This is a genomic window from Micromonospora sp. NPDC005305 (genome assembly GCF_040607315.1).
Lineage (GTDB): Bacteria > Actinomycetota > Actinomycetes > Mycobacteriales > Micromonosporaceae > Micromonospora.
In genome coordinates this window covers 235,539-258,478 of the sequence record NZ_JBEXGL010000004.1, presented here as the reverse complement: position 1 = coordinate 258,478, position 22,940 = coordinate 235,539, and the positions used below count along the sequence as shown (strand labels likewise).

The window sequence follows — 22,940 nt, the reverse complement described above, 5'->3', positions numbered from 1 at the left end:
CTCATGGCGGCACGGAGCGAAGCGGAGTGGCGGCATGAGCTGGGTGACGGGTGCCGCGGGTTCGCCGTACGGGGTGACCAACCTGCCGTACGGGGTGTTCCGGCAGGGCGACCGCGAGCCGCGGATCGGCGTGCGCATCGGTGACTTCGTGCTGGACCTGGCGGGTGCGGAGGCCGCCGGGCTGGTGCTGGCCGCCGGCGCGCTCGGGCGGCACACCCTCAACGACTTCATGGCGCTCGGCCGTCCGCAGTGGACCGCCGTGCGGCAGCGGGTCACCGAGCTGCTCACCGACCCGGCGCACCGGCCGGCCGTGGAGCCGCTGCTGGTGCCGCTGCGCGAGGTGGAGCTGCTGCTCCCGTTCGAGGTCGCGGACTACGTCGACTTCTACTCGTCCGAGCACCACGCGTCGAACGTCGGGCAGATCTTCCGCCCCGGCCAGCCGCCGCTGCTGCCGAACTGGAAGCACGTGCCGATCGGCTACCACGGCCGGGCCGGCACCGTGGTCGTCTCGGGCACCCCCGTGGTGCGCCCCGCCGGCCAGCGGGCCACCGCGCAGGGCCCGACCACGGGCGCCTCCGTCCGGCTGGACATCGAGGCCGAGGTCGGCTTCGTGGTCGGGGTGCCGAGCCGGCTCGGTGACCGGGTTCCGGTCGCGGACTTCGCCGACCACGTCTTCGGCGTGGTGCTGGTCAACGACTGGTCGGCCCGGGACATCCAGGCCTGGGAGTACCAGCCGCTCGGCCCGTTCCTGGGCAAGTCCTTCGCCACCTCGGTCTCGGCCTGGGTCACCCCGCTGGACGCGCTGGCCGACGCCTTCGTGCCCGCGCCCGACCAGGACCCGCCGGTCCAGGACTACCTGCGCGACACCCCGCACCTCGGACTCGACCTGAGCCTGTCGGTCGAGTGGAACGGGGAGCGGGTCGCCGAACCGCCCTTCGCCACCATGTACTGGACCCCGGCCCAGCAGCTCGCCCACCTCACCGTCAACGGCGCCTCCCTGCGGACCGGCGACCTCTACGCCTCCGGCACCGTCTCCGGCCCGGAGCGCGGGCAGGTCGGCTCGTTCCTGGAGCTGACCTGGGGCGGGGCCGAGCCGGTCAAGTTCGCCGACGGCGCCGCCCGCACCTTCCTGGAGGACGGCGACACGGTGACGATCACCGCCACCGCGCCCGGCCCGGACGGCACCACGATCGCCCTCGGCGAGGTCAGCGGCACCGTCCTGCCGGCCCGCTGAGTCGGCCTGTTCACTCTCCGTCCCCGGTCGCACCCGCTGTGCGACCGGGGGCGTTTCCTGCGCCGTTGATCGTCGCGGATTGCGTACGCCCCGGCGGTGCGAGCCGGGGCGCACCCGAGTGGAACAGGAAGGACCGCGAGGATGACCGAGTTGACCGGCGCCGTCTGGCGCACCAGCAGCCGCTCCAACGATCAGGGCCTCTGTGTCGAGGTGGCGACCAACGTGGTCGCCGCGCACGGCGTGGTGGGCGTCCGCGACTCGAAGGACCCCCAGGGTCCGGCGCTCACGGTCAGCCCACCGGGCTGGACCGCGTTCGTCGCCGCGATCCGGGGTGACGCCTTCCACTCCTGACCGCTCACCGCGCGCCCGGTGCCCCGATCGGGGCACCGGTGGTGGAAATGTCACCGCAAGGCTCCCCTTACCCGGTGACGGCCCGTACCGTGGACGACACGGGAGGTGCCATGTCGACGGTGACGGTTTCCGCATTCATCGAAGCGCAGGACGTCGACGTCTGGCGACTCCTCACCGACCTCCCGGCGCGGGCCGACTGGCTCTCCGCGGTCGGCGCGGTCGATGTCCTCAGCCCCGGCGACCTCGGGCCCGGCACCGCCTGGCGGGAGACCCGGGTCCGGCCCGACGGCGTCGCCGAGTCGGAGGAGTTCCTGGTGATCGAGGCGGCCGCCCCGGCGCGGCTGGTGCTCAGCTCGCAGGGCGCGGGCGCCGACTACCGGATCACCTGGACGCTGCGCACCGTGGAGCGCCGGCGGCGCGGCTGCACCGAGGTCACCGTCGAGCACGAGGCGGTGCCGACCCGCGCGTACGGGCGGGTGCTGGCGCTGATCCTCGGCGGCCTGGCGGCCCGTGCGGTGGAGGGTGCCCTCCGTCGTGACCTGGCCGACCTGGCGCTGGCTGTCGGGCCCACCCGGTCCGCCGAGGCCGCCTGAGCCGACCCCGCCGGAGGATCCGACCCCGGCCGGGCGCGCGGCCCCCGGGAACCTCCGCTGGGTAGGGTGCCGGGCGGAGGTGCGGCATGGGCAAGCCTGCGGGGCGGCGGATCGTGGTGGCGGTCGTGGCGGTGCTGGCCGTCGCGGCGGCGGCCGCCGTGATCCTCCGGGTCCTCGCGCCCGCCGAGGTCGAGACGGTCGCCCGGGGCGCGTACCCGGCCGCGCCGACCCCGCCGGTCGGGGTGATCGGCCGGCTGCCGGTGGCGCCGCTGGTCGTGGACGGCCGGCTCCGCGTCTACGCAGGCGCCCGCCAGGTGTACGCGGACCAGCCCGTCTCCGGGAAGCACCGGGTCACCCCGTTCTGGTCGTACCGCCGCTGGCCGGCCAAGCTGGTCGGGGTGCTCGCCGAGGGCACCACGGTGGTCAGTCGCTGGTCCGACGGAAAGCTGGTGGCGCTGGACGCGCGTACCGGGCGGGTCGCCTGGCGGGCCGACGGGCCGGAGCCGGGCGACGTGCCGAAGCCGCGCCGGACCCACGCCGCCACGGTCTGGGATCCGGCGGGCCTGCACGTCACCCGGGCCGCAGACGGCCGTGCCGTGCTGGTCGCCGCCGGTCCCGGTGCGGTGGGCGGGTACGCCCTGGCGGACGGCCGCCGGCTGTGGCGTGCGGAGGTGGCGCGGGGCTGCCGCGCCGACGTGGGCACCACGGCCGCCGGCGAGCTGCTCGGGGTGGACTCCTGCGCCGGGCCGGCCACGATCGAGTTCCGGGACGCCGCGACCGGAGCGGTACGGACCCGCTGGCGACCGCCGGACGCCCCGGAGCAGCTCGTGGTGACGCCGCTCGGCTGCCGGGACGGGCACTCGGCCTGCCGCGGGCTGCGTACCTCCGGGCGGGGCGACGAGACCGGCCGGGGGTGGCTGGTCCCCGGCGCGGGCGAACCGGTTGCCGCTGCCGCCCTGGACGGCCCGGACACCGAGCTGGACGGCGAGCACGCCGTGGGCATCGCGGGCGGCGTGGTCAGCGGACGGTCCGCCCGCACCGGCGCGGAGCTGTGGCGCCGGGCCGACCTGGGACCGGTGCGGATCCTGGCGGTCGAGCCGGGTCGGGTGCACCTGCTGACCGAGGCGCGGGAGCTGGTCACCGTCGACCCGACGACCGGCGCGGAGCGGTCCCGGTTCGCCATGGACATCGGCCGGGACGGGATCGGCTGGCAGCCCGGCCGGGCACACGCGGCGGACGGCTACGTGGCGGTGGAACGGCTCCGCGAGCGGGCCCGTCCGGACGACGACGACCAGGGGTACTTCCTGATGGCCGAGCCGGTGCTCCTGGCCGCGACCTGACCTTGTGCTCACTCGACAAAACGGACAAAAGGTATTAGAGTTCCCAATATCCCGTCGGTCGAGGCGTCCGGGGCCGGTCCGTAGGGGGTTGACGGACCGGCCCCGGACCTGCGCCGGTCAGGCCAGCGCGGCCTCGGCGGCGACCAGGAAGGCGTCGTTCTCGGCCGGGGTGCCGATGGTGACCCGCACCCCGTCGCCCGGGAACGGCCGGACGATCACGCCGCGCGCCTCGCACGCCCGGCCGAACTCGACGGCCCGCTCGTCCAGCGGCAGCCAGACGAAGTTGGCCTGGCTGTCCGGCACGTCCGGGACGAACTTGCGCAGGGCCTCGGTGACGCGGTCCCGCTCGGCGACGACCAGTGCGCAGCGCCGCTCGACCTCGTCCGCCTGCGCGAGCGCGGCCAGGGCGCCGGCCTGCGCGGCCATGCTCGTCGAGAAGGGCGTGACCACCTTGCGCACGGCGGCTGCCACGGTCGGCTCGGCGACCAGCCAGCCGATCCGCAGGCCGGCCAGGCCCCACGCCTTGGACAGGGTGCGCAGCACCGCCACGTTCGGCCGGTCCAGGTAGCTCAGGCCGTCCGGCACCTCGGGGTCCGTGACGAATTCCCGGTACGCCTCGTCGATCACCACGAGCACGTCGTCCGGCACCGCGTCGAGGAAGCGGTCCAGCTCTGCCTTCCGGACCGCCGTGCCGGTCGGGTTGTTCGGGTTGCAGACCAGGATCATCCGGGTCCGGTCGGTCACCGCCGCCGCCATCGAAACCAGGTCGTGGCCGTGGCCGGCGTCGTTCGGCACCCGCACGCTGGTCGCGCCGCTGGTCGCCGCGATGATCGGGTACGCCTCGAAGGACCGCCACGAGTAGAGCAGCTCGTCGCCGGGCAGGCAGGTGGCCCGGACCAGGTGCTCGGCCAGCGCCACCGAGCCGCAGCCGGTGGCGATCCGGTCGGCGTCCACGCCGTAGCGCTCGGCGAGCGCCTGGCGCAGCGCCACCACGCCCATGTCGGGGTAGCGGTGCGAGCCGGCGACCGCCTCGGCGACCGCCTCCACGACGCCGGGCAGCGGGCCGTACGGGACCTCGTTGCTGGCCAGCTTGATCGCCTCGGGCAGGCCCAGCTCCCGGGCCAGGTCGGCCGGGCTGCGCCCGGGCACGTAGTTGGGCAGCGCGTCCAGGTCGGCGCGGGTGAGCCGCAGCGGAGGCTGGTGACGTCCGGTGTCGGTCATGGGGTGTCTCCCGGGGGGTTGGCGCGGTCGCGCGAGGTGGTACGGGTGTCGGGCCGGGTGCGGGGAAGCTGGACCACCACGGTCTGCGCCCGCTTGTCGTGCAGGGCCTGGCGCAGCGGCTGGTCGAAGAGCGGGGAGACCGCGTCCACGAACTGGAGCAGCAGGCCCAGGCCGCAGCAGTACCAGAGCAGGGTGGGCAGGCCGAGGGTGCTCCAGCGCCGGGTGGCCCTGCCGAAGCCGAGCGGCTGGTCCGCCTCGACCGGCAGCGCCCGGACGCCCATGAGCCGCTTGCCGAAGGTCTGGCCGCGGGCGGCCATCGAGGGCACCTCGTACGCGAACCACAGCGCGGTGGCGATCAGCAGGATGGCGATCTGGAGCCCGGCGGCCTGCTCGCCCGGCTGGGGCAGCCCGTCGGTGGAGGTGTCCCCGGCCAGCGACCGGCGCACCGACTCGCGCAGGTACGGCGAGATCTCCTCGACGTAGCGCCAGACGAACCAGCCGTTGACCACGGCGTTGAGCAGGAACACCACGCCGAGGTCGATCAGGCGGGCGACCAGCCGGGCGCCGTACGAGGCGAGCGGCAGCCCGTGCGGGCGCGGCGCCGGCGGCCGTACCGGCCAGGCGGGGTACGGCCAGCCCGGCGGCGGTCCCTGCTGGCCCGGCTGTCCCGCCCATGGGCCGGGCTGGCCCTGCTGGCCCGGCTGGCCCGGCTGTCCGGGCCACGGGCCGGCCTGTCCCGGCCACGGCTGTCCCGGGCCACCGGCCGGCGGGCCCGGGTACGGCCCGGGGGCCGGCGCGCCGGGGTGCGCGCCAGGCGCCGGGGCCGGCTGGCCCGGGTGCGGCGCGGCGGGGACGGGGGCCGGTGCGGCGGCGGGTGCCGGCTCGGGCGGCGGTGGTCCCTCGGGCGGGGTGGCGTCGACGGGGATCGGGGCGCCGACCCACCCCTCGCCGTCCCAGTACCGGCGGGTCTCCGGGTCGGCGGGGTCGACGTACCAGCCGGCCTGCACGCTCACGGCCGTGCCTCGCTGTGCTTCACGGCGTCATCTCAGTTCGCGACTGCGGGGCTCGCAAACCCGGCTCACTCCTCACGCTCACGGTGCAACCTTAACGACGACCGTTCCGGCGAACTTGTCGTGCAGGGTCTGCTGCCAGGGCTTGTCCCAGAGCTGCCAGAACCCGTCGAGGTAGTTGGCGAAGGGCACCAGCGAGCCGGCGACGAACTCCACCAGGTACCGCCGGCCGAGGACGCCCCGGGTCAGCGGCGCGGTCGGGTCGAGCGGGACGATGCGCAGCTTCATCGCCTTCTTGCCGAGCGTCTGGCCGGTCCGGCGGGCGTACTCGACGTGGTAGAGCCAGTAGAGGGCGAGCATCACCAGCAGCAGCCCGGCCTCGGCGAGCAGGACCGGCAGGAAGAAGTCGGTCAGCATCGTGGCCGGGTCGGGCTCGGGCACCGTCCCGTCCGGGGCGACCGTCATCATCTCGTTGAACATCCGGAACCACAGCCAGAGGAAGACCGGCAGGAAGAGCACCATGGCCACCGCGCTCGCCAGCGCGGTGTCGATCAGCCAGGCGAGCAGCCGGTCGCCGAAACCGGCCAGCGGCTGCCCGTTGGGGGCCCGGGTGGGCGGCACGAAGGCGGCGTGCGGGGCGTACCCCGGGGGCGGCGGGGGGTAGCCCGGCAGCCCGGCGTAGGGCGGCGGGGTGCGCTGCGGCGGCGGCAGGTGCGGCCCGGACGGCGGCGCGAAGCCGCCGCCCGCGGGCGGGGGCCCGGCGGGCGGCGGAGACGCGGGGGAAGGCTCGGTCACGCGGACAGTGTTACAGGTTGCCGCGCTTCTCCTGCTCCCGCTCGATGGCCTCGAACAGGGCCTTGAAGTTGCCCTTGCCGAAACCCAGCGAGCCGTGCCGCTCGATCAGCTCGAAGAAGACGGTCGGGCGGTCCTGCACCGGCTTGGTGAAGATCTGGAGCAGGTAGCCGTCCTCGTCCCGGTCCACCAGGATCTTGCGGGACTTCAGCTCCTCGATGGGCACCCGCACCTGGCCGATCCGGGCGCGCAGCTCCGGGTCCTCGTAGTAGGAGTCCGGGGTGTCCAGGAACTCGACACCGGCGGCCCGCATGGCGTCGACGCTGGCCAGGATGTCGTTGGTGGCCACGGCGATGTGCTGGGCGCCCGGGCCCTGGTAGAACTCCAGGTACTCGTCGATCTGCGACTTCTTGCGGGCGACGGCCGGCTCGTTGAGCGGGAACTTCACCTTGCGGGTGCCGTTCGCGACCACCTTGCTCATCAGCGCGGAGTAGTCGGTGGCGATGTCGTCGCCGATGAACTCGGCCATGTTGCTGAAGCCCATGACGCGCTTGTAGAACTCGACCCACTCGTCCATCCGGCCCAGCTCCACGTTGCCGACCACGTGGTCGACGGCCTGGAAGAAGCGCTTCGGCTGGATGCCGGCGTCGATCATCGGCTGCCGGTCCACGATCGGGCCGCGGGCCACGAAGCCGGGCAGGAACGGGCCGGTGTAGCGGGACCGGTCGACCAGCGTGTGCCGGGTGTCGCCGTACGCGGCGATGGCCGCCATCCGGACGGTGCCGTGCTCGTCGCTGACGTCGTGCGGCTCGACCAGGCCGGTCGCGCCCTGGGCGGTGGCGTGGGCGTACGCGGCGTCCACGTCCGGCACCTCCAGCGCGATGTCGGAGACGCCGTCGCTGTGCCTCGCCACGTGCTCGCTGCCCGCGGCGTCCGGGCGGACCGCGCCGGTCAGCACGAACCGGGCGGAGCCGCTGGTCAGCACGTACTGGGCGTGGTCCCGGTAGCCCTGCTCCGGCCCCCGGTACGCCACGCAGGTCATGCCGAAGGCGGTGGAGTAGTAGTGGGCGGCCTGCTTGGCGTTGCCCACCAGGAAGTGCACGTGGTCGAGGCCCTTGACCGGGAACGGGTCGCGGGTGATGTCGTGGTCGACGGCGCCGACGAGGGCGTCGACGTCGACCTCCTCGGTCGACTGGGGTCGGTCGATCGCCTGGGTCATCTGGGCCTCCCTTGCGTACCGGCCGGCCTCGTGGGCCGCCGTTGCTCTGCTGTTGTGGCGAGGATCGCCGCGCCGCCACCGGTTGGGCAATAGTCGGCGGAAACTCTGGTCAGGTTGTGCATTCAGTAATATGAAACCCCATGAACACTGGTCAGGATGTACAGCTCGATGCGCTGGACGCTCGCTTGATCGATCTGCTCGCCGAGGAACCCCGCATCGGGGTGCTGGAGTGCTCGCGGCGGCTCGGCGTGGCCCGGGGCACCGTCCAGGCCCGGCTCGACAAGCTGGTCGAGCGGGGAGTGGTCGCCGGGTTCGGGCCGGAGATCGTCCCGGCCGCGATCGGCTTCGGCGTCACCAGCTTCGTGACCCTGGAGATCAGCCAGCGGCACGGCCACGACCCGGTGACCGCGCACCTGGCCGCCATCCCCGAGGTGCTGGAGGCGCACACCATCACCGGCTCCAGCGACCTGCTCTGCCGCATCGTGGCCCGGTCGAACACCGACCTCCAGCGGGTCATCGACCAGATCGTCGCCTCGGAGGGCATCCGCCGCGCCTCCACGATCATCGCCCTCGCCGAGCAGATCCCCTATCGCACCCTGCCCCTGGTCCGTTCCGCCGCCCGCGGCGCATAACACGGCGGCCGACCGAGAAAGCGGCGCGACACGGCCGTTCGGGGGGCCGGCCCGCCGGTGATCGTCGCTACCGTGTGCGGTGTGAAGGGCCTTGGCGTACGCGGCTGGTTGCTGCTGGGGCTCGTCACCGTGGTCGTGCTCGCCGCCACCGGGGTGTGGAACCCGTTCCCCGCCCTGTGGGACTGGGTCGACCGGAGCAAGCCGATCTCCGAGCCGGACGTGGTCTGGCAGCAGCGGGTCGGTGGCACCCCGAAGAGCGTCACCATCGCCGGTGACACGGTGATCGTGGAGCAGCGCACCCGGGTCGAGGCACGCAGCCTGGCCAACGGCGCGCAGCTCTGGGAGCGCAAGGCCGACTGGGCGGCGGTGGCCGGCGGCGACCGGGACGCGGTCGTCGCGGTGGGCAAGCTCCTGGACAAGGGCTACGAGGTGCTCGACCCCGCCACCGGCGTGGTGCGCCGCCGCGACGAGCGGGCGGTGGCCGTCTGGACCTACCGCAACCTGCTGCTCGACGCCTACTGCGTGCAGTCGACCGACTGCACGCTGCGGGCCTGGGAGCCGCGCGGCACCGCACCGCGCTGGAGCGCCTTCCTGCCCGGCGTCAACAGCGGGGTGCTCGCCGACAACCCCGAACTCCTGGGCACCCGGCGGCTCGGCGCGCCGCGGATCGACGGCGGGGTGGCCGGGCCGGAGTCGGTCCCGCCGCTGCTCGGCTTCCCGGTCGACGGCCGGGTGCACGTGGTCGACACCGCCACCGGCCGGGTCCTCCAGAACGTCGAGCCCGGCCGCGAGGAACGGCTCGCGGTGGTCGGCGGGCGGCTGCTCCGGATCGCCGCCACCTCCCGCGACGGGACCTGCTACTTCGCCCTCACCGCCGTCGACCCGGCCACCGGGCAGCAGGTGTGGCGCCGCAACGGGGTGAACCTGCGGACCGCCGACTACGCCGGCTGCGTGCAGCGGGAGGACCCGCAGGGCGCCCGGAACGTGCTCATCGGGGTCGCCCCGGACGGGCGCGAGGCGGTGATCGACGGCTACGACGGCCGGCTGCTCCAGGTCGGCGCCGAGGGCGAGAAGCTGCTCGCCGTCGACGACCGCTACGCGCTGGTGCGCAGCGCCGACAAGGATTCGCTCCTCGGCCGGGAGCTGTCGGTCGACCGCACGCGGTGGACCCGGCCGGCCGGCGGGAAGACCGGCGCGGCGCTCACCCCGTACGCGGCGCTGATCGCCGAGGAGAAGCCGTCCCGGCTCATCGCGGTCGAGCCGCGCAGCGGCCGGGAGCTGGTGCTTCTGCGCACCTCCGCCAACGCCCTGGCGGTCGGCCCCAACGGCATGATCATCGGCGAGGGCCGGGAGATCGGGTACGTCCGCTGGGGCGCCGGAGCCGCCGGGGTGCCCGCACCGGACGAGGGCGCGGTGCCCGCGCCGGACCCGGGCGACACCTGGCGACCCCCGACCGACCAGGGCAGCTGCGGTCCGAAGAAGGAACTCTGCGCCGACGGCAAGTGACCCCCGGTGAGAGCGGCGTCCCAGGACCGACCCGGCGGGTGTCACCGATCGACTGCTCTGCCCTAGGCTTTTCGGTCATGAGCAGTGCCGCCGCCTTCTCGTACGCCCCTTTGCTGCCGACCGGACCCGACCAGACGGAATACCGCCTGGTCACCGATGAGGGCGTCGACGTCGTCAACGGCCCGGGTGGCCGACGGTTCCTCACCGTGGAGCCCGCCGCGCTGACCGCGCTGACCGCCGAGGCGATGCACGACATCGCCCACTTCCTGCGCCCGGCCCACCTGGCCCAGCTCCGATCGATCATCGACGACCCGGCGGCCTCGCCGAACGACCGGTTCGTCGCGCTGGACCTGCTGCGCAACGCCAACATCGCCGCCGGTGGCGTGCTGCCGATGTGCCAGGACACCGGCACCGCGATCGTCATGGGCAAGCGCGGCCGGCACGTGCTCACCGACGGCACCGACGCCGAGGCCATCTCGCGCGGCGTCTACCAGGCCTACACCCGGCTCAACCTGCGCTACTCGCAGCTCGCCCCGCTGACCATGTGGGACGAGCGGAACACCGGCAGCAACCTGCCCGCCCAGGTCGAGCTCTACGCCGAGGACCCGGACGGGCACGCCGACGCGTACAAGTTCCTCTTCATGGCCAAGGGCGGTGGCTCGGCCAACAAGTCCTACCTCTACCAGGAGACCAAGGCGCTGTTGAATCCGACGCGGATGATGCAGTTCCTGGAGGAGAAGCTGCGCCTCATCGGCACCGCGGCCTGCCCGCCCTACCATCTGGCCATCGTCATCGGCGGCACCTCGGCCGAGTACGCGCTGAAGACCGCCAAGTACGCCTCCGCGAAATACCTGGACGCCCTCCCCACGGAGGGCTCGATGAGCGCGCACGGCTTCCGCGACCTCGAACTGGAGGCCGAGGTGCTGGAGCTGACCCGCAACTTCGGCATCGGCGCGCAGTTCGGCGGGCGCTACTTCTGCCACGACGTCCGGGTGGTCCGGCTGCCCCGGCACGGCGCGTCCTGCCCGGTGGCCATCGCGGTCTCCTGCTCCGCCGACCGCCAGGCGGTCGCCAAGATCACCCCGTCGGGCGTCTGGCTGGAGCGCCTGGAGACCGACCCGGCGCGCTACCTGCCCGACGTCACCGAGGCCCACCTGGACAGCTCCGAGGTGGTCCGGGTCGACCTCAACCGGCCGATGGACGAGATCCGCGCCGAGCTGTCGAAATACCCGGTGAAGACCCGGCTGTCGCTGACCGGCCCGCTGGTGGTGGCCCGGGACATCGCGCACGCCAAGATCGCCGAGCGGCTGGACGCGGGCGAGCCGATGCCGCAGTACCTGCGCGACCACGCCGTCTACTACGCCGGCCCGGCCAAGACCCCGGAGGGCTACGCCTCCGGCTCGTTCGGCCCCACCACCGCCGGCCGGATGGACGCCTACGTGGAGAAGTTCCAGGCGGCCGGCGGCTCGATGGTGATGCTGGCCAAGGGCAACCGCTCCGCCCAGGTCACCCGCTCCTGCCAGACCCACGGCGGCTTCTACCTCGGCTCGATCGGCGGCCCGGCCGCCCGCCTCGCGCAGGACTGCATCAAGCACGTCGAGGTGCTCGAATACCCCGAGCTGGGCATGGAGGCGGTCTGGAAGATCGAGGTGGAGGACTTCCCGGCCTTCATCGTGGTCGACGACAAGGGTGAGGACTTCTTCGCCGAGGTCACCAAGCCGGTGCTCACCGTCGGGCGGCGCTGACCTTCGACGTACGCGAAAAGGGGCGCCGGGTGGAATACCCGGCGCCCCTTCGGCTTCCCCTGGATCAGCCGTCGATCCAGATGTTGTAGAGCGCAGCTCCGGAGCTCACCCCGGTCGCGGTGCGGCTGCGTACGGTCAAGTTGTGGCTGTACGCCGAGTCGGCGGTCCAGCTCACCCGGGCCGTCCCGGCCTCGTCGGCGGCCACGGTCCGCTCCGGCCCACCGTCGAACGAGTACACGAACTCGACGGTGCCGGCGAGCTGGGCGGTGAAGACGAAGTCGCCGGTAGTGCCGACGGGAGCGCCCTGCCAGCCGAAGACGTCGGAGGTCACCATCGGGCTCTTCGGGTCGATCCGGAACGAGTAGTACTGCGCGTCCGTGCTCGTTCCGGCGGCGGTCCGGGCCGAGACCTGCACCGAGTTCCAGCCGTCCCACGCCTCGTCGAAGGTGGCGGGCGTCCACTCGACGGTGGCGGACCCGTCCGGCCCCGCCGCCACAGTGCGCTCGGGCTCGCCTCGGAACGTGTAGACGTAGGAGGTGACGCCGTTGCTCCCCGGGCTGGGCCGGAAGGTGAACGTGCCGGTCACGCCCGGACCGCCGCCCGTCGTGTTCCGCGGGTAGACCGCGGACTCGACGTTCGGAGCGAGCGAGGCCACCTGGAACGACCGGTAGGCGGTCGCCGACTCGACGCCGTCGCCGGTCCGGCTGAACACCTGGATCGAGTGCTGGTATGCCGCGGTCGGGGTGTACCGGACCGTGGCAGTGCCGTCGGCGCCCGCGGCGACCGTCTCCTGCTCGCCGTAGTCGAACGAGTAGACGTACTCGGTGACGCCGTCCATGGCCGGGGTGAAGACGAAGCTGCCCTCGCTGCCGACCGGCGCGCCGACCGCCCCGTCCAGCGGCCACTGGGCGGAGGTGACGGTGGGCTCGGTCCGGACGGTGAACCGGTAGCCGGCGTCGCCGGAGAGTTGCCCGTCGCGGGTACGGCTGCGGACGTGCAGCGTATTGGCCGCGACCTCGGGCGTGACCTGCACCGTGGCGCGGCCCTCGGCGTCCGCCGGCACAGTCTGCTCGGCGCCCTCGTTGAGCCGCCAGACGTACTCCACGACGTCCGTCATGTTCGGGGCGAGGGTGAACTGCCGTGCCTGGCCCAGTCGCCCGTCGGGATTGCCGTCGGTCACCGTCGGCGCGGTGTTGCGCACGGTGAACTGGTACGTCGTCAGCGGGGACCGGTTACCCGCGCGGTCCACCGCCTGGACATAGAGCCGCTTCAGCCCGTAGTCGGTGGGCGTCCAGGTGATGGTGGCCGTGCCGGACGTGTCGGCGGCGACGTACGTGGTGGCGCCGCTGGGACCCCACCGGTAGCCGGCGACGTCGTCGGCGCCCGGGGCGGTGAAAGTGAACCGGCCCGGGATGCCTGGACCACCGTGGCCGGGGAAGGCCCAGCCGGCCGGGTACTCGGTCGAGGTGACGGTGGGCGGCGGGGGGACCTTCGTGTCGACGGTGAACCGGCACTCGGGCGACCATTCCGAGCCGGCCTGCTGGTCGGCGGCCTTCACGGTGAAGGCGTACGTGCGGTCGTGAACCAACAGCCCCGGCGGCACCGAGTAGTCGAACCGGGCGGGGGCGTACATCGCGTACGACGTCCATTCGGTCCGCTCAGCAGGACGGTCGACCGGCCACCAGGCGAAGGTGGCGGTCACCTGGTCGCCCACGAAGCCGTCCACCCTGTCCGGGTCGGTCACCTCCGCGGAGAAGGTCGGCGTGGTGGTGCCGATCCGCAGCCCCTCCGCGCAGGCCAGGCCGGACACGGTGAGCTTGCCCGGCACGTCCGGCGCGGCGTTCGCCTTGAGCGAGATGCCCGGCTGCTCGATCCGCCGGCCGAAGTGCTTGGCCTCCTCGTGGTCTCCGGCGATCCGGGCCATCAGGGTGAGCGAGTCACGCCCCTCCTCGACCGCCCGCTGCACCGCCGCGGTGACCAGCATCTCCAGGTAACCCGCAGGGCAGTGGGTGACGGTCCCGCCCAGGTCGCCGACCTTCTCCCGCACGGCCGGGGCGTTCGCCCAGGTCGGCGCGGCCGCCGGGGTGTCGGTACGCCACAACTCCAGCTCACGCGGCTTCGTGCAGTCGTCCACCGAGGTCTCGCCCGTCTGGAGCTCGGCGCTGATGATCTCCTTGCCCCGGTACGGAGTCAGGTCGAACGTGAAGTAGGCCCGTGCGGTGTGTTTGTCGCCCGCCGCCTCCCAGGTGCCGACCGGCAGGGCCTCGCCCGCGGCGACCGCGAAGGCCTCCGTCGGCTGCCGGGCGTCGGTGTAGCTGACGCCTGTCGGCGTGACCCAGCGGGTGACGCCCGCGGCAGCCGGCTGGCCGGTGACCGCCAGGGCGCCGGTGGTGGTGAGCAGGGCCGCCAGGCCCGTGCCGAGAAGGCGGCGCGGTACGCGCCGCCGGCGTGCCGTGGACACGCCGAGGGAACCCCCGTTTACGTGCAAGATGGATGCCTCCGAGGAGTGGGATCGAGCTTCATGCACCTCAGCGAGTGCAGACGTGCGGACGTTACGCCGTCCCGGTGCCCGGCGGCTCATCGACATCGGTGCGCCCGTCCGGGCGCGGAGCCCGGGCGGGCGCACCGCCCCCGTCGGATGCCGTCACCGACAACCACGCCCAGTGTCCGGGCCGGTGCTGTCGATCCGCTATCACATCGCTATCGTCTGCCCGAGGCGATCCGTGACCGTCGGGCTACGCTGCTGGAAGTTGCACAGGAAGGCATGCGGGGGCGCAGATGCGGTTCGCGATTCTGGGGCCGCTGCGGGTCGGCGGTGGCGAGGCCACCATCACCGCAGGTCGGGACCGGACCGTGCTCGCCCTTCTGCTGCTGCGGTCGGGCCGGGTGGTGCCCGTCGAGGAGCTGATCGACGCGGTCTGGGAGGACCACCCGCCGGCCACCGCGCGCACCCAGCTCCAGATTTGTGTGTCACGCCTGCGACAGCGTCTGGCGACGCTCGGGTCACCAGCGGACATCATCATCACCGACCCGGTCGGCTACGGCGTCCGGATCGAGCCCGACGACCTCGACGCCGAGGTCTTCGCCCGCCTCGTGGAGGCCGGCCGGGCCGCGGTCGCCGCCGGCAGTCCCGCCGACGCGCGCCGGCACTACCGCGCCGCGCTGGCGCTGTGGCGCGGCCCGGCCCTGGCCGGGATCGCCAGCCGGAGCGTTCGCCGGCGGGCCCAGGCCCTCGACGAGCAGCGACTCGCCGCCCTGGAGGAGTGCGTCGACGTCGAGCTGCGCCTGGGCCGGGCGACCGACGTGATCGACGAGCTGACCGAGAGCGTCGAGCGGGATCCGCTTCGCGAGCGGTTGCGGGGTCAGCTCATGCTCGCCCTGTCCGCGGTGGGCCGCCAGGCGGACGCGCTCGCCGTCTACCGCGAGGGCCGGCGAATCTACGCCGAGGAGCTGGGCATCGAGCCCGGTGCGGCGTTGCAGGAGCTGCACCAGCGGGTCCTGGCCGGCGACCTGGCGCTCGCCGGTGCGGAGAACCGCGTCCTCGTGCCGGTCCGCTCGCTGCCCCGGGCGATCAGCGACTTCACCGGCCGCCACCAGACGGTGGCCCGACTCGTCAAGGAGATCGAGGGGGACGGCGTCCGGATCCAGCTCATCGACGGGATGCCGGGCAGCGGCAAGACCGCTCTGGCCGTGCATGTGGCGACCGCCCTCGGCGAGCGCTTCGCGGATGCGCACCTTTTCGTCGACCTGCACGGCCACAGCGACCGCACGCCGCTCACGCCGGCGGCGGCGATGGCCACGCTGCTGCGCCAGCTCGGGGTGCCGGCGGAGCGGGTGCCGCTGGACGTGGACGACAGGTTGGCCCTGTGGCGCACGGAACTGGCCAGCCGGAGGGCGGTGGTGGTGTTCGACAACGCGGCGAGCACCGCGCAGGTGGCGCCGCTGCTGCCCAACGGGACGGACAACGTCGTCCTCATCACCAGCCGGCGTCGACTCGTGGGGCTCGACGACGGCCGGCCCTCCTCGCTGACCGTCCTGGAGCGGGACGAGGCGGTCGAACTGCTCGGCCGCGTCGCGGGCGCGGGCCGGATCGAGGCGGAGCCCGTGGCGGCCGCCGAGGTGGCACGCCGCTGCGGCTACCTGCCGCTGGCCCTGCGCCTGGCCGGTGCCCGGCTGGCCCACCGGCCCGGCTGGCGCGTCACGGACCTGGCCGAGCGCCTGGCGACCGGCAGCGACCCGCTCGCCGAGCTGGCGGCGGGCCAGCGGTCGGTGGGGCAGGCCTTCGCCCTGTCGTACGCCCAACTTCCGCCGCCCGCCCGGCGATTGTTCCGGCTCCTCGGCCTCCACCCCGGGGCCCGCTTCGACAACGCGGTGGCGGCCGCCCTCCTCGGCGTGCCGATGCCGGACAGCCAGCACCTGCTCGACGAGCTTGTCGACGCGCACCTGGCGGAGGAGGTGCAGCCGGGGCGGTACCGACTGCACGACCTGATCCGGGAGTACTCGCGGACCATCTCGGGCCAGCCCCAGCACGCGGCGGAACGCCGGGGGGCGCTGGAGCGACTCCTGGACCACCACATGCATGTCGCCGCCGCGATCGCCCGCACGATCGAGCTGGTGGGGAGCCCGTCACTCTCCCGGCTGCCCGATCCGACCCGCCTCGACCTGGTGACCGCCACCGCTGCCCAGGGCCGCTCCTGGTTCGACGAGAACCGGGCCACGCTCACCGCCCTGGTCCGGCTCGCTGAGGCGGAGGGTTTCCTCCGGCACTGCTGGCAGCTGGCTCGGGCCACCTGGCGGGCCAACTTCGACGGTGGGCACCTCGACGAGCTGCTCGAGACCCACAGCATCGCCCTGCGCGCCGCCGAGGCACTCGGGGACGACGACGCGGTGGCCACAACCCTGAACTACCTCGCCTCCGCGCACTACCGGCGGGCCCGGTTCAGCGAGGCGATCCGACTCATGGAGGTGGCGCTTGTCCATCAGCGCCGGCTCGGGCGTGACGCCGAGATGGGCGCCACCCTCGGCAACCTCGGCGTGGCCGCCCTCAACAACGGTGACTACCGGCGTGGCGAGGAGTACCTCGACGAGGCGCTCGCCCTGAAGCAGCACTCCGCCAAGGCGCACGCGAGCCTGCTGAACAACCTCACCTTCGGCCTGTTCAGCTGGGGCCGGTATCCGGAGGCTCTGCGGGTGGCGCGGCACCACATGTTCCTGGCGCAGCAGCATCGAGACACCCGCCACGTGGCCTTGGCGATGGGCCACATCGGGATGGTCCGACACCGGCTGGGGCACGTCGAGCCGGCCCGCCGCCTGCTGCGCGTCGCCCTGCGTCTCAAGCGCCAGACGGGCAACCGCTTCGGTGAGGCCGAACTGCTCAACGAGCTGGGGACGATCGAGCAGGAGGCCGGTCATGCCGAGCGAGCCGCGGAAATGCACCGTGGGGCTCTGCTGATCATGATCGAGGCCGCGGACCGGATCGGGCAGTGCTCGTCCCGGAACCTGCTGGCCCGGGCACTTCTCGCGCAGGGCGATGGCGCGAGCGCACTCGACCTGCACCGCCGGGTGCTCGCGGACGCCACCCGCCTGGGTTCCCGCCACGAGCAGGCCCGCGCGTTGGACGGGATGGCCCGCTGCACGCGCGGCACCGATCCGCGCAAGGCCCGGACCTACGCCAGCCGCGCTCTGGCGCTCTTTCGGCAGATCGAGTCGCCCGATCAGCACCCGACCGCGGAGCTGCTGGCCGAGCTGGGTTGAGCGGGCCGGCCGGCAGCGCTTTCCCTGCATCCCGGCGACCGGCGCGGCAGGATGGTACGCGTGACGACTCCAGAGGCGACCGGTTACCGGATCGAACGCGACTCGATGGGTGAGGTGGAGGTGCCCACCGAGGCGCTGTGGCGGGCGCAGACCCAGCGCGCGGTGCAGAACTTCCCGATCTCCGGGCGGGGCATCGAACCGGCCCAGATCAAGGCCCTGGCACAGATCAAGGGGGCGGCCGCCCAGGTCAACGCCGAGCTGGGGGTGATCGGCGCCGACGTGGGTGAAGCGATCGCCACGGCGGCCGCGCACGTCGCCGACGGTGGATACGACGACCAGTTCCCGGTCGACGTCTTCCAGACCGGCTCCGGCACCTCGTCCAACATGAACACCAACGAGGTGATCGCCACGCTGGCCGGCCGGGAGCTGGGCCGCAACGTGCACCCGAACGACGACGTCAACGCCTCCCAGTCCAGCAACGACGTCTTCCCGTCCTCGATCCACCTGGCGGCGACCCAAGCGGTGGTGGAGGACCTGCTGCCCGCGCTGAAGCACCTGGCCGGCGCGCTCGAGGACAAGGCCGCCGAGTTCGAGACCGTGGTGAAGGCGGGGCGTACCCACCTCATGGACGCCACCCCGGTCACCCTGGGGCAGGAGTTCGGCGGCTACGCCGCCCAGGTCCGCTACGGCGTCGAACGGCTGGAGGGCGCGCTGCCCCGGCTGGCCGAGCTGCCCCTCGGCGGCACCGCCGTGGGCACCGGCATCAACACCCCGCTCGGCTTCGCCGCGCGGGTGATCGAGAAGCTGCGCGGCTCGACCGGGCTGCCGCTGACCGAGGCCCGCAACCACTTCGAGGCGCAGGGCGCCCGGGACGCGCTGGTGGAGACCTCCGGTCAGCTCCGCACCGTGGCCGTCGGGCTCTACAAGATGGCCAACGACATCCGCTGGATGGGCTCCGGCCCCCGCGCCGGCCTGCGCGAGCTACGCATCCCCGACCTCCAGCCCGGCTCGTCGATCATGCCGGGCAAGGTGAACCCGGTGGTGGCCGAGGCGATGCGCCAGGTGTGCGCGCAGGTGATCGGCAACGACGCCGCCGTGGCGTTCGCCGGCTCCCAGGGCGACTTCGAGCTGAACGTGATGCTTCCCGTGATGGGCCGCAACCTGCTGGAGTCCATCCGGCTGATCTCCGCGGCGAGCCGGCTCTTCGCCGACCGCCTGGTGGTCGGCCTGGTCGCGGACGCCGAGGTCTGCCTGGCGTACGCCGAGGGCTCGCCGTCGATCGTCACCCCGCTCAACCGCCACCTCGGGTACGACGAGGCCGCCTCGATCGCCAAGGAGGCGCTGGCCAAGCAGGTCTCCATCCGCGAGGTGGTGATCTCCCGCGGGCACGTCGACTCGGGCAAGCTCAGCGAGACCCAGCTGGACGAGGCCCTGGACCTGCTCCGGATGACCCACCCCTGAGCCACGGCTCCGCCCACCCCGCTGCGGGGTGCGTCAGGAGTGGGAGGCCGCCTTGCGGGCCCGGTACGCGCTCACCGCGGCCCGGTTGCCGCAGCCGGTGTCGCAGAACCGGCGGGACCGGTTCTTGGAGAGGTCGACCAGCACGTTCTCGCAGTCGGGGTGGTCGCAGAGGCGTAGCCGGCTCAGCTCGCCCATGCGGATCAGGTCGGCCAGCGCCATGGCGGCCTCGACCGCCATCCGGGTGGCCAGCGGCGCGTCCCGCGGCACGGCGTGCAGGTGGTAGGGCTCGTCGTCGTGCCGGACGAGCTGGGGCAGGGCGTGCGACTCCCGCAGCAGACCGTTGACCACGGTGACGACCTCGTCGGTGTCGGCGTACCAGATCCGGCGGAGCCGGGGCCGCAGCGCGCGGACCTCGCGCAGTTCCGCCTCGCTGTGCTCGTGCCGGCCCGTCCACCCGTACGCGGTGAAGAACTCGTCGAGGGCGGTCACGTCGGGCAGCCCTTCCCGGTCCGGTCCGGCAGTGTTGACCAGCGCCGCGGCCGCGACCAGGCCACACTCGGTGTCATGAGCAAAAAGCAACTTGACTCCTGTCGAGGTGCCGGCCTAGCGTCATCAGCATAACGCCACTTGACTCATGTCCGGTCGACCCCCAAGGAGCTGTCGATGCGTGAACGGCCCGGCGTCGGCCTCGGCCTGGCGCTGCTCTCCGCGCTCACCTTCGCCACCTCGGGCACCTTCGCCCGACCGCTGATCACCGGCGAGTGGTCCGCCGAGGCGGTGGTGCTCGCCCGGGTCGGCATCGCCGCGCTGGTGCTCGCCGTGCCCGCCCTGCTGGCACTGCGCGGCCGCTGGCCGGTGCTGCGCCGCAACGCCGGCACGCTCGTGGTGTTCGGGCTGCTCGGGGTGGCCCTGGCCCAGGCGTGCTTCTTCAACGCGGTCCGCTACCTGCCGGTCGGCGTCGCGCTCCTGCTCGAATACCTGGGCATCGTGCTGGTGGTCGGCTGGATGTGGCTGGTCCACGGCCAGCGGCCCCGGCTGCTCACGGTGGCCGGATCCCTGACCGCCCTGTGCGGGCTGGTGTTCGTGCTGGACCTGACCGGCGCCGGCAGCCTCGACCCGGTGGGCGTCCTCTGGGGGCTCGGCGCCGGGGTCGGGCTGGCCGGCTACTTCGTCATCGCCGGCCGGGTCGACCCCGCGCTGCCGTCGGTGGTGATGGCCAGCGGTGGCATGGCCGTCGGCGCCCTCGTGCTGCTCCTGCTCGGGCTGGTCGGGGCGCTCCCGCTGCACGCCGGCACCGCCGACGTGAGCTTCGCCGGGCACGAGATGAGCTGGCTGGTGCCGATCGCCGGGCTGTCGCTGATCGCCGCGGTGGTCGCCTACCTCACCGGCGTCGCCGGGGCGCGGATGCTCGGCGCGCGGCTCTCCTCCTTCGTGGGGCTGACCGAGGTGATGTTCGCCGTGCTGATCGCCTGGCTGGTGCTGGGTGAGCTGCCGAACGCCGTGCAACTGCTCGGCGGGGCGCTCATCGTGGCCGGTGTGGCCCTCGTCCGGGTGGACGAGCTGCGCTCCCCGCCGGCAGCCGCACCGCCGGCCCCGGCCGAGCCGGCCCTGGCCGCCGAGCGATGAGCGGACCGTCCAGCGCCGTCGTCTTCGACGCCGACGAGACCCTGGTCGACCTGCGGCCGGCGGTCACCGGCGCGCTGGCGGCCGTACTCGACGAGATGCGGCGGTGGACCCCGGCGGCGGCCGAGGTGTCGCTCGCGGACCTGGAGGCCGACTGGGGCGCGGTCTTCGGCGCGCTCAGCGCCGCGCCGGTGCAGGAGATCCGGCGGGCTGCGCTGGCCCGGTCACTGGCCCGTGCCGGGCTGGACACCCACCTCGACGAGTTCGCCGCGCTCTTCTTCGCCCGCCGGTTTGCGCTGACCCGGCCGTTCCCGGACGCGCTGCCCACGCTGGCCGCGCTGCGCTCCCACCACCTCCTGGGCTTTGCCACCAACGGCAACAGCCGGGCCGAACGCTGCGGGCTGGCCGGCGAGTTCGAGTTCGAGCTCTACGCGCACGAGAACGGCCTGCCCAAGAAGCCGGCGCCGGAGTTCTACGCGGCCGTGGTGGCGGCCGCCGGTCTCCCCGTCGTCCACGTGGGGGACTCGCCGGAGCACGACGTGCTCGCGCCCCAGCGTGCCGGGCTGCGGGCCATCTGGCTGAACCGGGGCCGCCTGCCCCGCCCGCCGGGGCTCACCCCGGACGCCGAGGTGTCCACCCTGGCCGAACTGCCCGACGTGCTCGCCCGACTCGAAACCACGAAAGCCTGATTGCGGTCTATACCGGACGACCGTCTGGCGAAACCTCCTCGCGTGCGGTGGGATGGCTGCCACGTCCCTCAACGAGAGGATCTGATGTGGTGAGCAAACGCTTCACCGCCAGCGCGACCGCAGCCGCGCTGGCACTCACGGTGACCGGACTGGCCGTGCCGGCGACCGCCGCCCCGGCCAGCACCCGAACCTTCACCGTGCTGGCGGAGGACGGCGTCTCCATCGACACCGCCATCGCCGCGATCACCGCGGCGGGCGGCTCGGTCGTCTCCCGCACCGACGACGTCGGTCTCTTCCAGGTCACCAGCGCCCGGGCGGACTTCGCCAGCCGGGCCACCGCCGCCGGTGCACTGGTCGGAGCCGCCGAGCAGAAGGCCATCGGCCGCAAGCCCAAGCTGGACCGGGTCGAGCAGGAGCACCTGCTGGCCGCGGCCGCCACCAAGGGCACGGCCAAGGGGCACGGCAAGAAGCTGGACCCGCTGGACGACAAGCTCTGGGGCCTGGAGATGATCCGCGCCGACCAGGCGCGGAAGATCGAGCCGGGCGACCGTCGGGTGACCGTCGGCGTCCTGGACACCGGCGTCGACGCCAGCAACCCCGACCTGGCGCCCAACTTCAACTGGGCGCTGTCGCGCAACTTCGCCCCCGACCTGACCGACGTCGACGGCCCGTGCGAGGTGGCGAGCTGCCTCGACCCGGTCGGCACCGACGACGGTGGCCACGGCACGCACGTCGCCGGCACCATCGGCGCCGCCGCGAACGGGTTCGGCCTCTCCGGCGTGGCGCCGAAGGTCTCCATCGTCGAGCTCAAGGGTGGCCAGGACAGCGGCTACTTCTTCCTCAACCCGGTGGTCAACGCCCTCGTGCACGCGGGCAAGTCGGGTCTCGACGTGGTCAACATGTCCTTCTACGTCGACCCGTGGCTCTACAACTGCACCGCCAACCCGGCCGACTCGCCCGAGGCGCAGGCCGAGCAGCGGACCATCATCGAGGCCATGAAGCGGGCGCTGAACTTCGCCCACCACAAGGGCGTCACCCTGGTGGGCGCGCTCGGCAACAACAACGAGGACCTCGGCGACCCGCGCACCGACGTGAGCAGCCCGGACTACGGCGCCGACCCGTACCCGCGGCCGATCGACAACGCGAGCTGCTGGGACCTGCCGACCGAGGGACCGCACGTGATCGGCGTGTCGGCGCTCGGCCCGTCCGGCAAGAAGGCCGACTACTCGAACTACGGCACCGAGCAGATCTCGGTCTCCGCGCCGGGTGGCTGGTTCCGGGACGGCTTCGGCACCGACACCTACCGCACCGACGCCAACATGATCCTCTCGACGTACCCGAAGAAGGTGCTGCAGGAGGAGGGCTCGGTCGACGAGGACGGGAACATCGTCGCCGGGTTCGAGAACTCGGTGTTCAAGCAGTGCACCACGAAGGGTGAGTGCGGCTACTACACCTACCTTCAGGGCACCTCGATGGCGTCCCCGCACGCCTCGGGGGTCGCGGCCCTGATCGTCAGCCGCTACGGCAAGAAGCAGGGCCGGGACGGCTTCGGCATGTCGCCGGACCTGGTCGAGCAGCACCTCTACCGGACGGCGGCGGAGCACGCCTGCCCGGAGCCGCGGCTGCAGACCTACGCCAACGAGGGACGCGGCCCGGAGTACGACGCCTACTGCGCCGGCTCGCTGAACTTCAACGGCTTCTACGGCTACGGCGTCATCGACGCCTATTCCGCCGTGAAGTCCCCGCTCAAGCCGAACGTCCGGCCGTAAC

At 73.2% G+C, this 22,940-nt stretch carries 18 protein-coding genes; 12 read left to right on the top strand and 6 right to left on the bottom strand.

The genetic code is table 11. From position 1 onward, the window contains the following. Positions 1-34 precede the first annotated feature (34 nt). From fahA to ABZS80_RS09470, 4 genes are all read left to right on the top strand, one after another. Positions 35-1,234 (top strand): fumarylacetoacetase, encoded by a 1,200-nt coding sequence (gene fahA, locus ABZS80_RS09485; protein ID WP_355055289.1) that lies wholly within the window; start codon positions 35-37, stop codon positions 1,232-1,234. A gap of 141 nt (positions 1,235-1,375) precedes the next feature. Further along, positions 1,376-1,585 carry a DUF397 domain-containing protein gene (locus ABZS80_RS09480; RefSeq protein ID WP_355055288.1) on the top strand — a complete coding sequence of 70 codons (210 nt, stop codon included), beginning with the start codon at positions 1,376-1,378 and terminating at the stop codon, positions 1,583-1,585. A 110-nt stretch (positions 1,586-1,695) separates the two neighbouring features. Beyond that, positions 1,696-2,178 carry an SRPBCC family protein gene (locus ABZS80_RS09475; protein WP_355055424.1) on the top strand — a complete coding sequence of 161 codons (483 nt, stop codon included), beginning with the start codon at positions 1,696-1,698 and terminating at the stop codon, positions 2,176-2,178. Between the two features lie 86 nt (positions 2,179-2,264). Further along, positions 2,265-3,518 (top strand): PQQ-binding-like beta-propeller repeat protein, encoded by a 1,254-nt coding sequence (locus tag ABZS80_RS09470; RefSeq protein WP_355055287.1) that lies wholly within the window; start codon positions 2,265-2,267, stop codon positions 3,516-3,518. Between the two features lie 117 nt (positions 3,519-3,635). Here the strand turns inward: ABZS80_RS09470 and hisC are convergent, their stop codons facing one another. From hisC to hppD, 4 genes are all read right to left on the bottom strand, one after another. Further along, positions 3,636-4,739, bottom strand: a complete 1,104-nt coding sequence (gene hisC / locus ABZS80_RS09465) for a histidinol-phosphate transaminase (RefSeq protein WP_355055286.1) — start codon at positions 4,737-4,739, stop codon at positions 3,636-3,638. After that, positions 4,736-5,752, bottom strand: coding sequence for an RDD family protein (locus tag ABZS80_RS09460; protein WP_355055285.1), 1,017 nt, complete (start codon positions 5,750-5,752; stop codon positions 4,736-4,738). The genes hisC and ABZS80_RS09460 overlap by 4 nt, the downstream gene beginning before the upstream one ends. A 78-nt stretch (positions 5,753-5,830) precedes the next feature. Beyond that, positions 5,831-6,544: an RDD family protein gene (locus ABZS80_RS09455; RefSeq protein WP_355055284.1), complete on the bottom strand. Its 714-nt coding sequence runs from the start codon at positions 6,542-6,544 to the stop codon at positions 5,831-5,833. Between the two features lie 10 nt (positions 6,545-6,554). Next, positions 6,555-7,760 carry a 4-hydroxyphenylpyruvate dioxygenase gene (hppD, locus tag ABZS80_RS09450; RefSeq protein WP_355055283.1) on the bottom strand — a complete coding sequence of 402 codons (1,206 nt, stop codon included), beginning with the start codon at positions 7,758-7,760 and terminating at the stop codon, positions 6,555-6,557. A 140-nt stretch (positions 7,761-7,900) separates the two neighbouring features. On the opposite strand from hppD, the gene ABZS80_RS09445 reads away from it, so the two are divergent. From ABZS80_RS09445 to ABZS80_RS09435, 3 genes are all read left to right on the top strand, one after another. Beyond that, a complete protein-coding gene (locus tag ABZS80_RS09445) occupies positions 7,901-8,392 on the top strand; it encodes an Lrp/AsnC family transcriptional regulator (RefSeq protein ID WP_151463558.1) in 492 nt (163 codons plus the stop codon). Between the two features lie 72 nt (positions 8,393-8,464). Further along, the gene (locus ABZS80_RS09440; RefSeq protein ID WP_355055282.1) at positions 8,465-9,898 is read left to right on the top strand and encodes a PQQ-binding-like beta-propeller repeat protein; all 1,434 of its coding nucleotides are present in this window, start codon (positions 8,465-8,467) and stop codon (positions 9,896-9,898) included. Between the two features lie 77 nt (positions 9,899-9,975). Beyond that, positions 9,976-11,643, top strand: coding sequence for a fumarate hydratase (locus ABZS80_RS09435; RefSeq protein ID WP_355055281.1), 1,668 nt, complete (start codon positions 9,976-9,978; stop codon positions 11,641-11,643). Positions 11,644-11,707: 64 nt separating this feature from the next. Here ABZS80_RS09435 and ABZS80_RS09430 read toward each other — a convergent pair whose 3' ends face one another. Next, positions 11,708-14,104, bottom strand: coding sequence for a DNRLRE domain-containing protein (locus tag ABZS80_RS09430; RefSeq protein WP_355055280.1), 2,397 nt, complete (start codon positions 14,102-14,104; stop codon positions 11,708-11,710). A gap of 317 nt (positions 14,105-14,421) precedes the next feature. Here ABZS80_RS09430 and ABZS80_RS09425 point away from each other — a divergent pair, with 317 nt between their 5' ends. Together ABZS80_RS09425 and ABZS80_RS09420 are read left to right on the top strand one after the other, a co-directional pair. Beyond that, positions 14,422-17,397 (top strand): BTAD domain-containing putative transcriptional regulator, encoded by a 2,976-nt coding sequence (locus ABZS80_RS09425; RefSeq protein WP_355055279.1) that lies wholly within the window; start codon positions 14,422-14,424, stop codon positions 17,395-17,397. A gap of 51 nt (positions 17,398-17,448) precedes the next feature. Then, complete coding sequence (locus ABZS80_RS09420; protein WP_192579882.1) at positions 17,449-18,858, top strand: class II fumarate hydratase; 1,410 nt, start codon at positions 17,449-17,451, stop codon at positions 18,856-18,858. A 33-nt stretch (positions 18,859-18,891) separates the two neighbouring features. Here ABZS80_RS09420 and ABZS80_RS09415 read toward each other — a convergent pair whose 3' ends face one another. Then, positions 18,892-19,437, bottom strand: a complete 546-nt coding sequence (locus tag ABZS80_RS09415) for a CGNR zinc finger domain-containing protein (RefSeq protein WP_355055278.1) — start codon at positions 19,435-19,437, stop codon at positions 18,892-18,894. A gap of 84 nt (positions 19,438-19,521) precedes the next feature. Between ABZS80_RS09415 and ABZS80_RS09410 the strand changes: the two genes are divergently transcribed. The 3 genes from ABZS80_RS09410 (at position 19,522) to ABZS80_RS09400 (ending at position 22,939) form a co-directional block, all read left to right on the top strand. Further along, positions 19,522-20,484 (top strand): EamA family transporter, encoded by a 963-nt coding sequence (locus ABZS80_RS09410; protein WP_355055277.1) that lies wholly within the window; start codon positions 19,522-19,524, stop codon positions 20,482-20,484. Continuing rightward, complete coding sequence (locus ABZS80_RS09405) at positions 20,481-21,170, top strand: HAD family hydrolase (RefSeq protein ID WP_355055276.1); 690 nt, start codon at positions 20,481-20,483, stop codon at positions 21,168-21,170. Before ABZS80_RS09410 ends, ABZS80_RS09405 begins: the two co-directional genes overlap by 4 nt. Before the next feature lie 89 nt (positions 21,171-21,259). Continuing rightward, positions 21,260-22,939 (top strand): S8 family serine peptidase, encoded by a 1,680-nt coding sequence (locus ABZS80_RS09400; protein ID WP_355055275.1) that lies wholly within the window; start codon positions 21,260-21,262, stop codon positions 22,937-22,939. The last annotated feature ends 1 nt before the right edge of the window (position 22,940 follow it).

Bases quoted from the DNA above. Each gene is read 5' to 3' on its own strand.
- fahA (WP_355055289.1), top strand. From the start codon at position 35: ATGAGCTGGGTGACGGGTGCCGCGGGTTCGCCGTACGGGGTGACCAAC.
- ABZS80_RS09480 (WP_355055288.1), top strand. From the start codon at position 1,376: ATGACCGAGTTGACCGGCGCCGTCTGGCGCACCAGCAGCCGCTCCAAC.
- ABZS80_RS09475 (WP_355055424.1), top strand. From the start codon at position 1,696: ATGTCGACGGTGACGGTTTCCGCATTCATCGAAGCGCAGGACGTCGAC.
- ABZS80_RS09470 (WP_355055287.1), top strand. From the start codon at position 2,265: ATGGGCAAGCCTGCGGGGCGGCGGATCGTGGTGGCGGTCGTGGCGGTG.
- hisC (WP_355055286.1), bottom strand. From the start codon at position 4,739: ATGACCGACACCGGACGTCACCAGCCTCCGCTGCGGCTCACCCGCGCC.
- hppD (WP_355055283.1), bottom strand. From the start codon at position 7,760: ATGACCCAGGCGATCGACCGACCCCAGTCGACCGAGGAGGTCGACGTC.
- ABZS80_RS09445 (WP_151463558.1), top strand. From the start codon at position 7,901: ATGAACACTGGTCAGGATGTACAGCTCGATGCGCTGGACGCTCGCTTG.
- ABZS80_RS09435 (WP_355055281.1), top strand. From the start codon at position 9,976: ATGAGCAGTGCCGCCGCCTTCTCGTACGCCCCTTTGCTGCCGACCGGA.
- ABZS80_RS09425 (WP_355055279.1), top strand. From the start codon at position 14,422: ATGCGGTTCGCGATTCTGGGGCCGCTGCGGGTCGGCGGTGGCGAGGCC.
- ABZS80_RS09420 (WP_192579882.1), top strand. From the start codon at position 17,449: ATGGTACGCGTGACGACTCCAGAGGCGACCGGTTACCGGATCGAACGC.
- ABZS80_RS09410 (WP_355055277.1), top strand. From the start codon at position 19,522: ATGCGTGAACGGCCCGGCGTCGGCCTCGGCCTGGCGCTGCTCTCCGCG.
- ABZS80_RS09405 (WP_355055276.1), top strand. From the start codon at position 20,481: ATGAGCGGACCGTCCAGCGCCGTCGTCTTCGACGCCGACGAGACCCTG.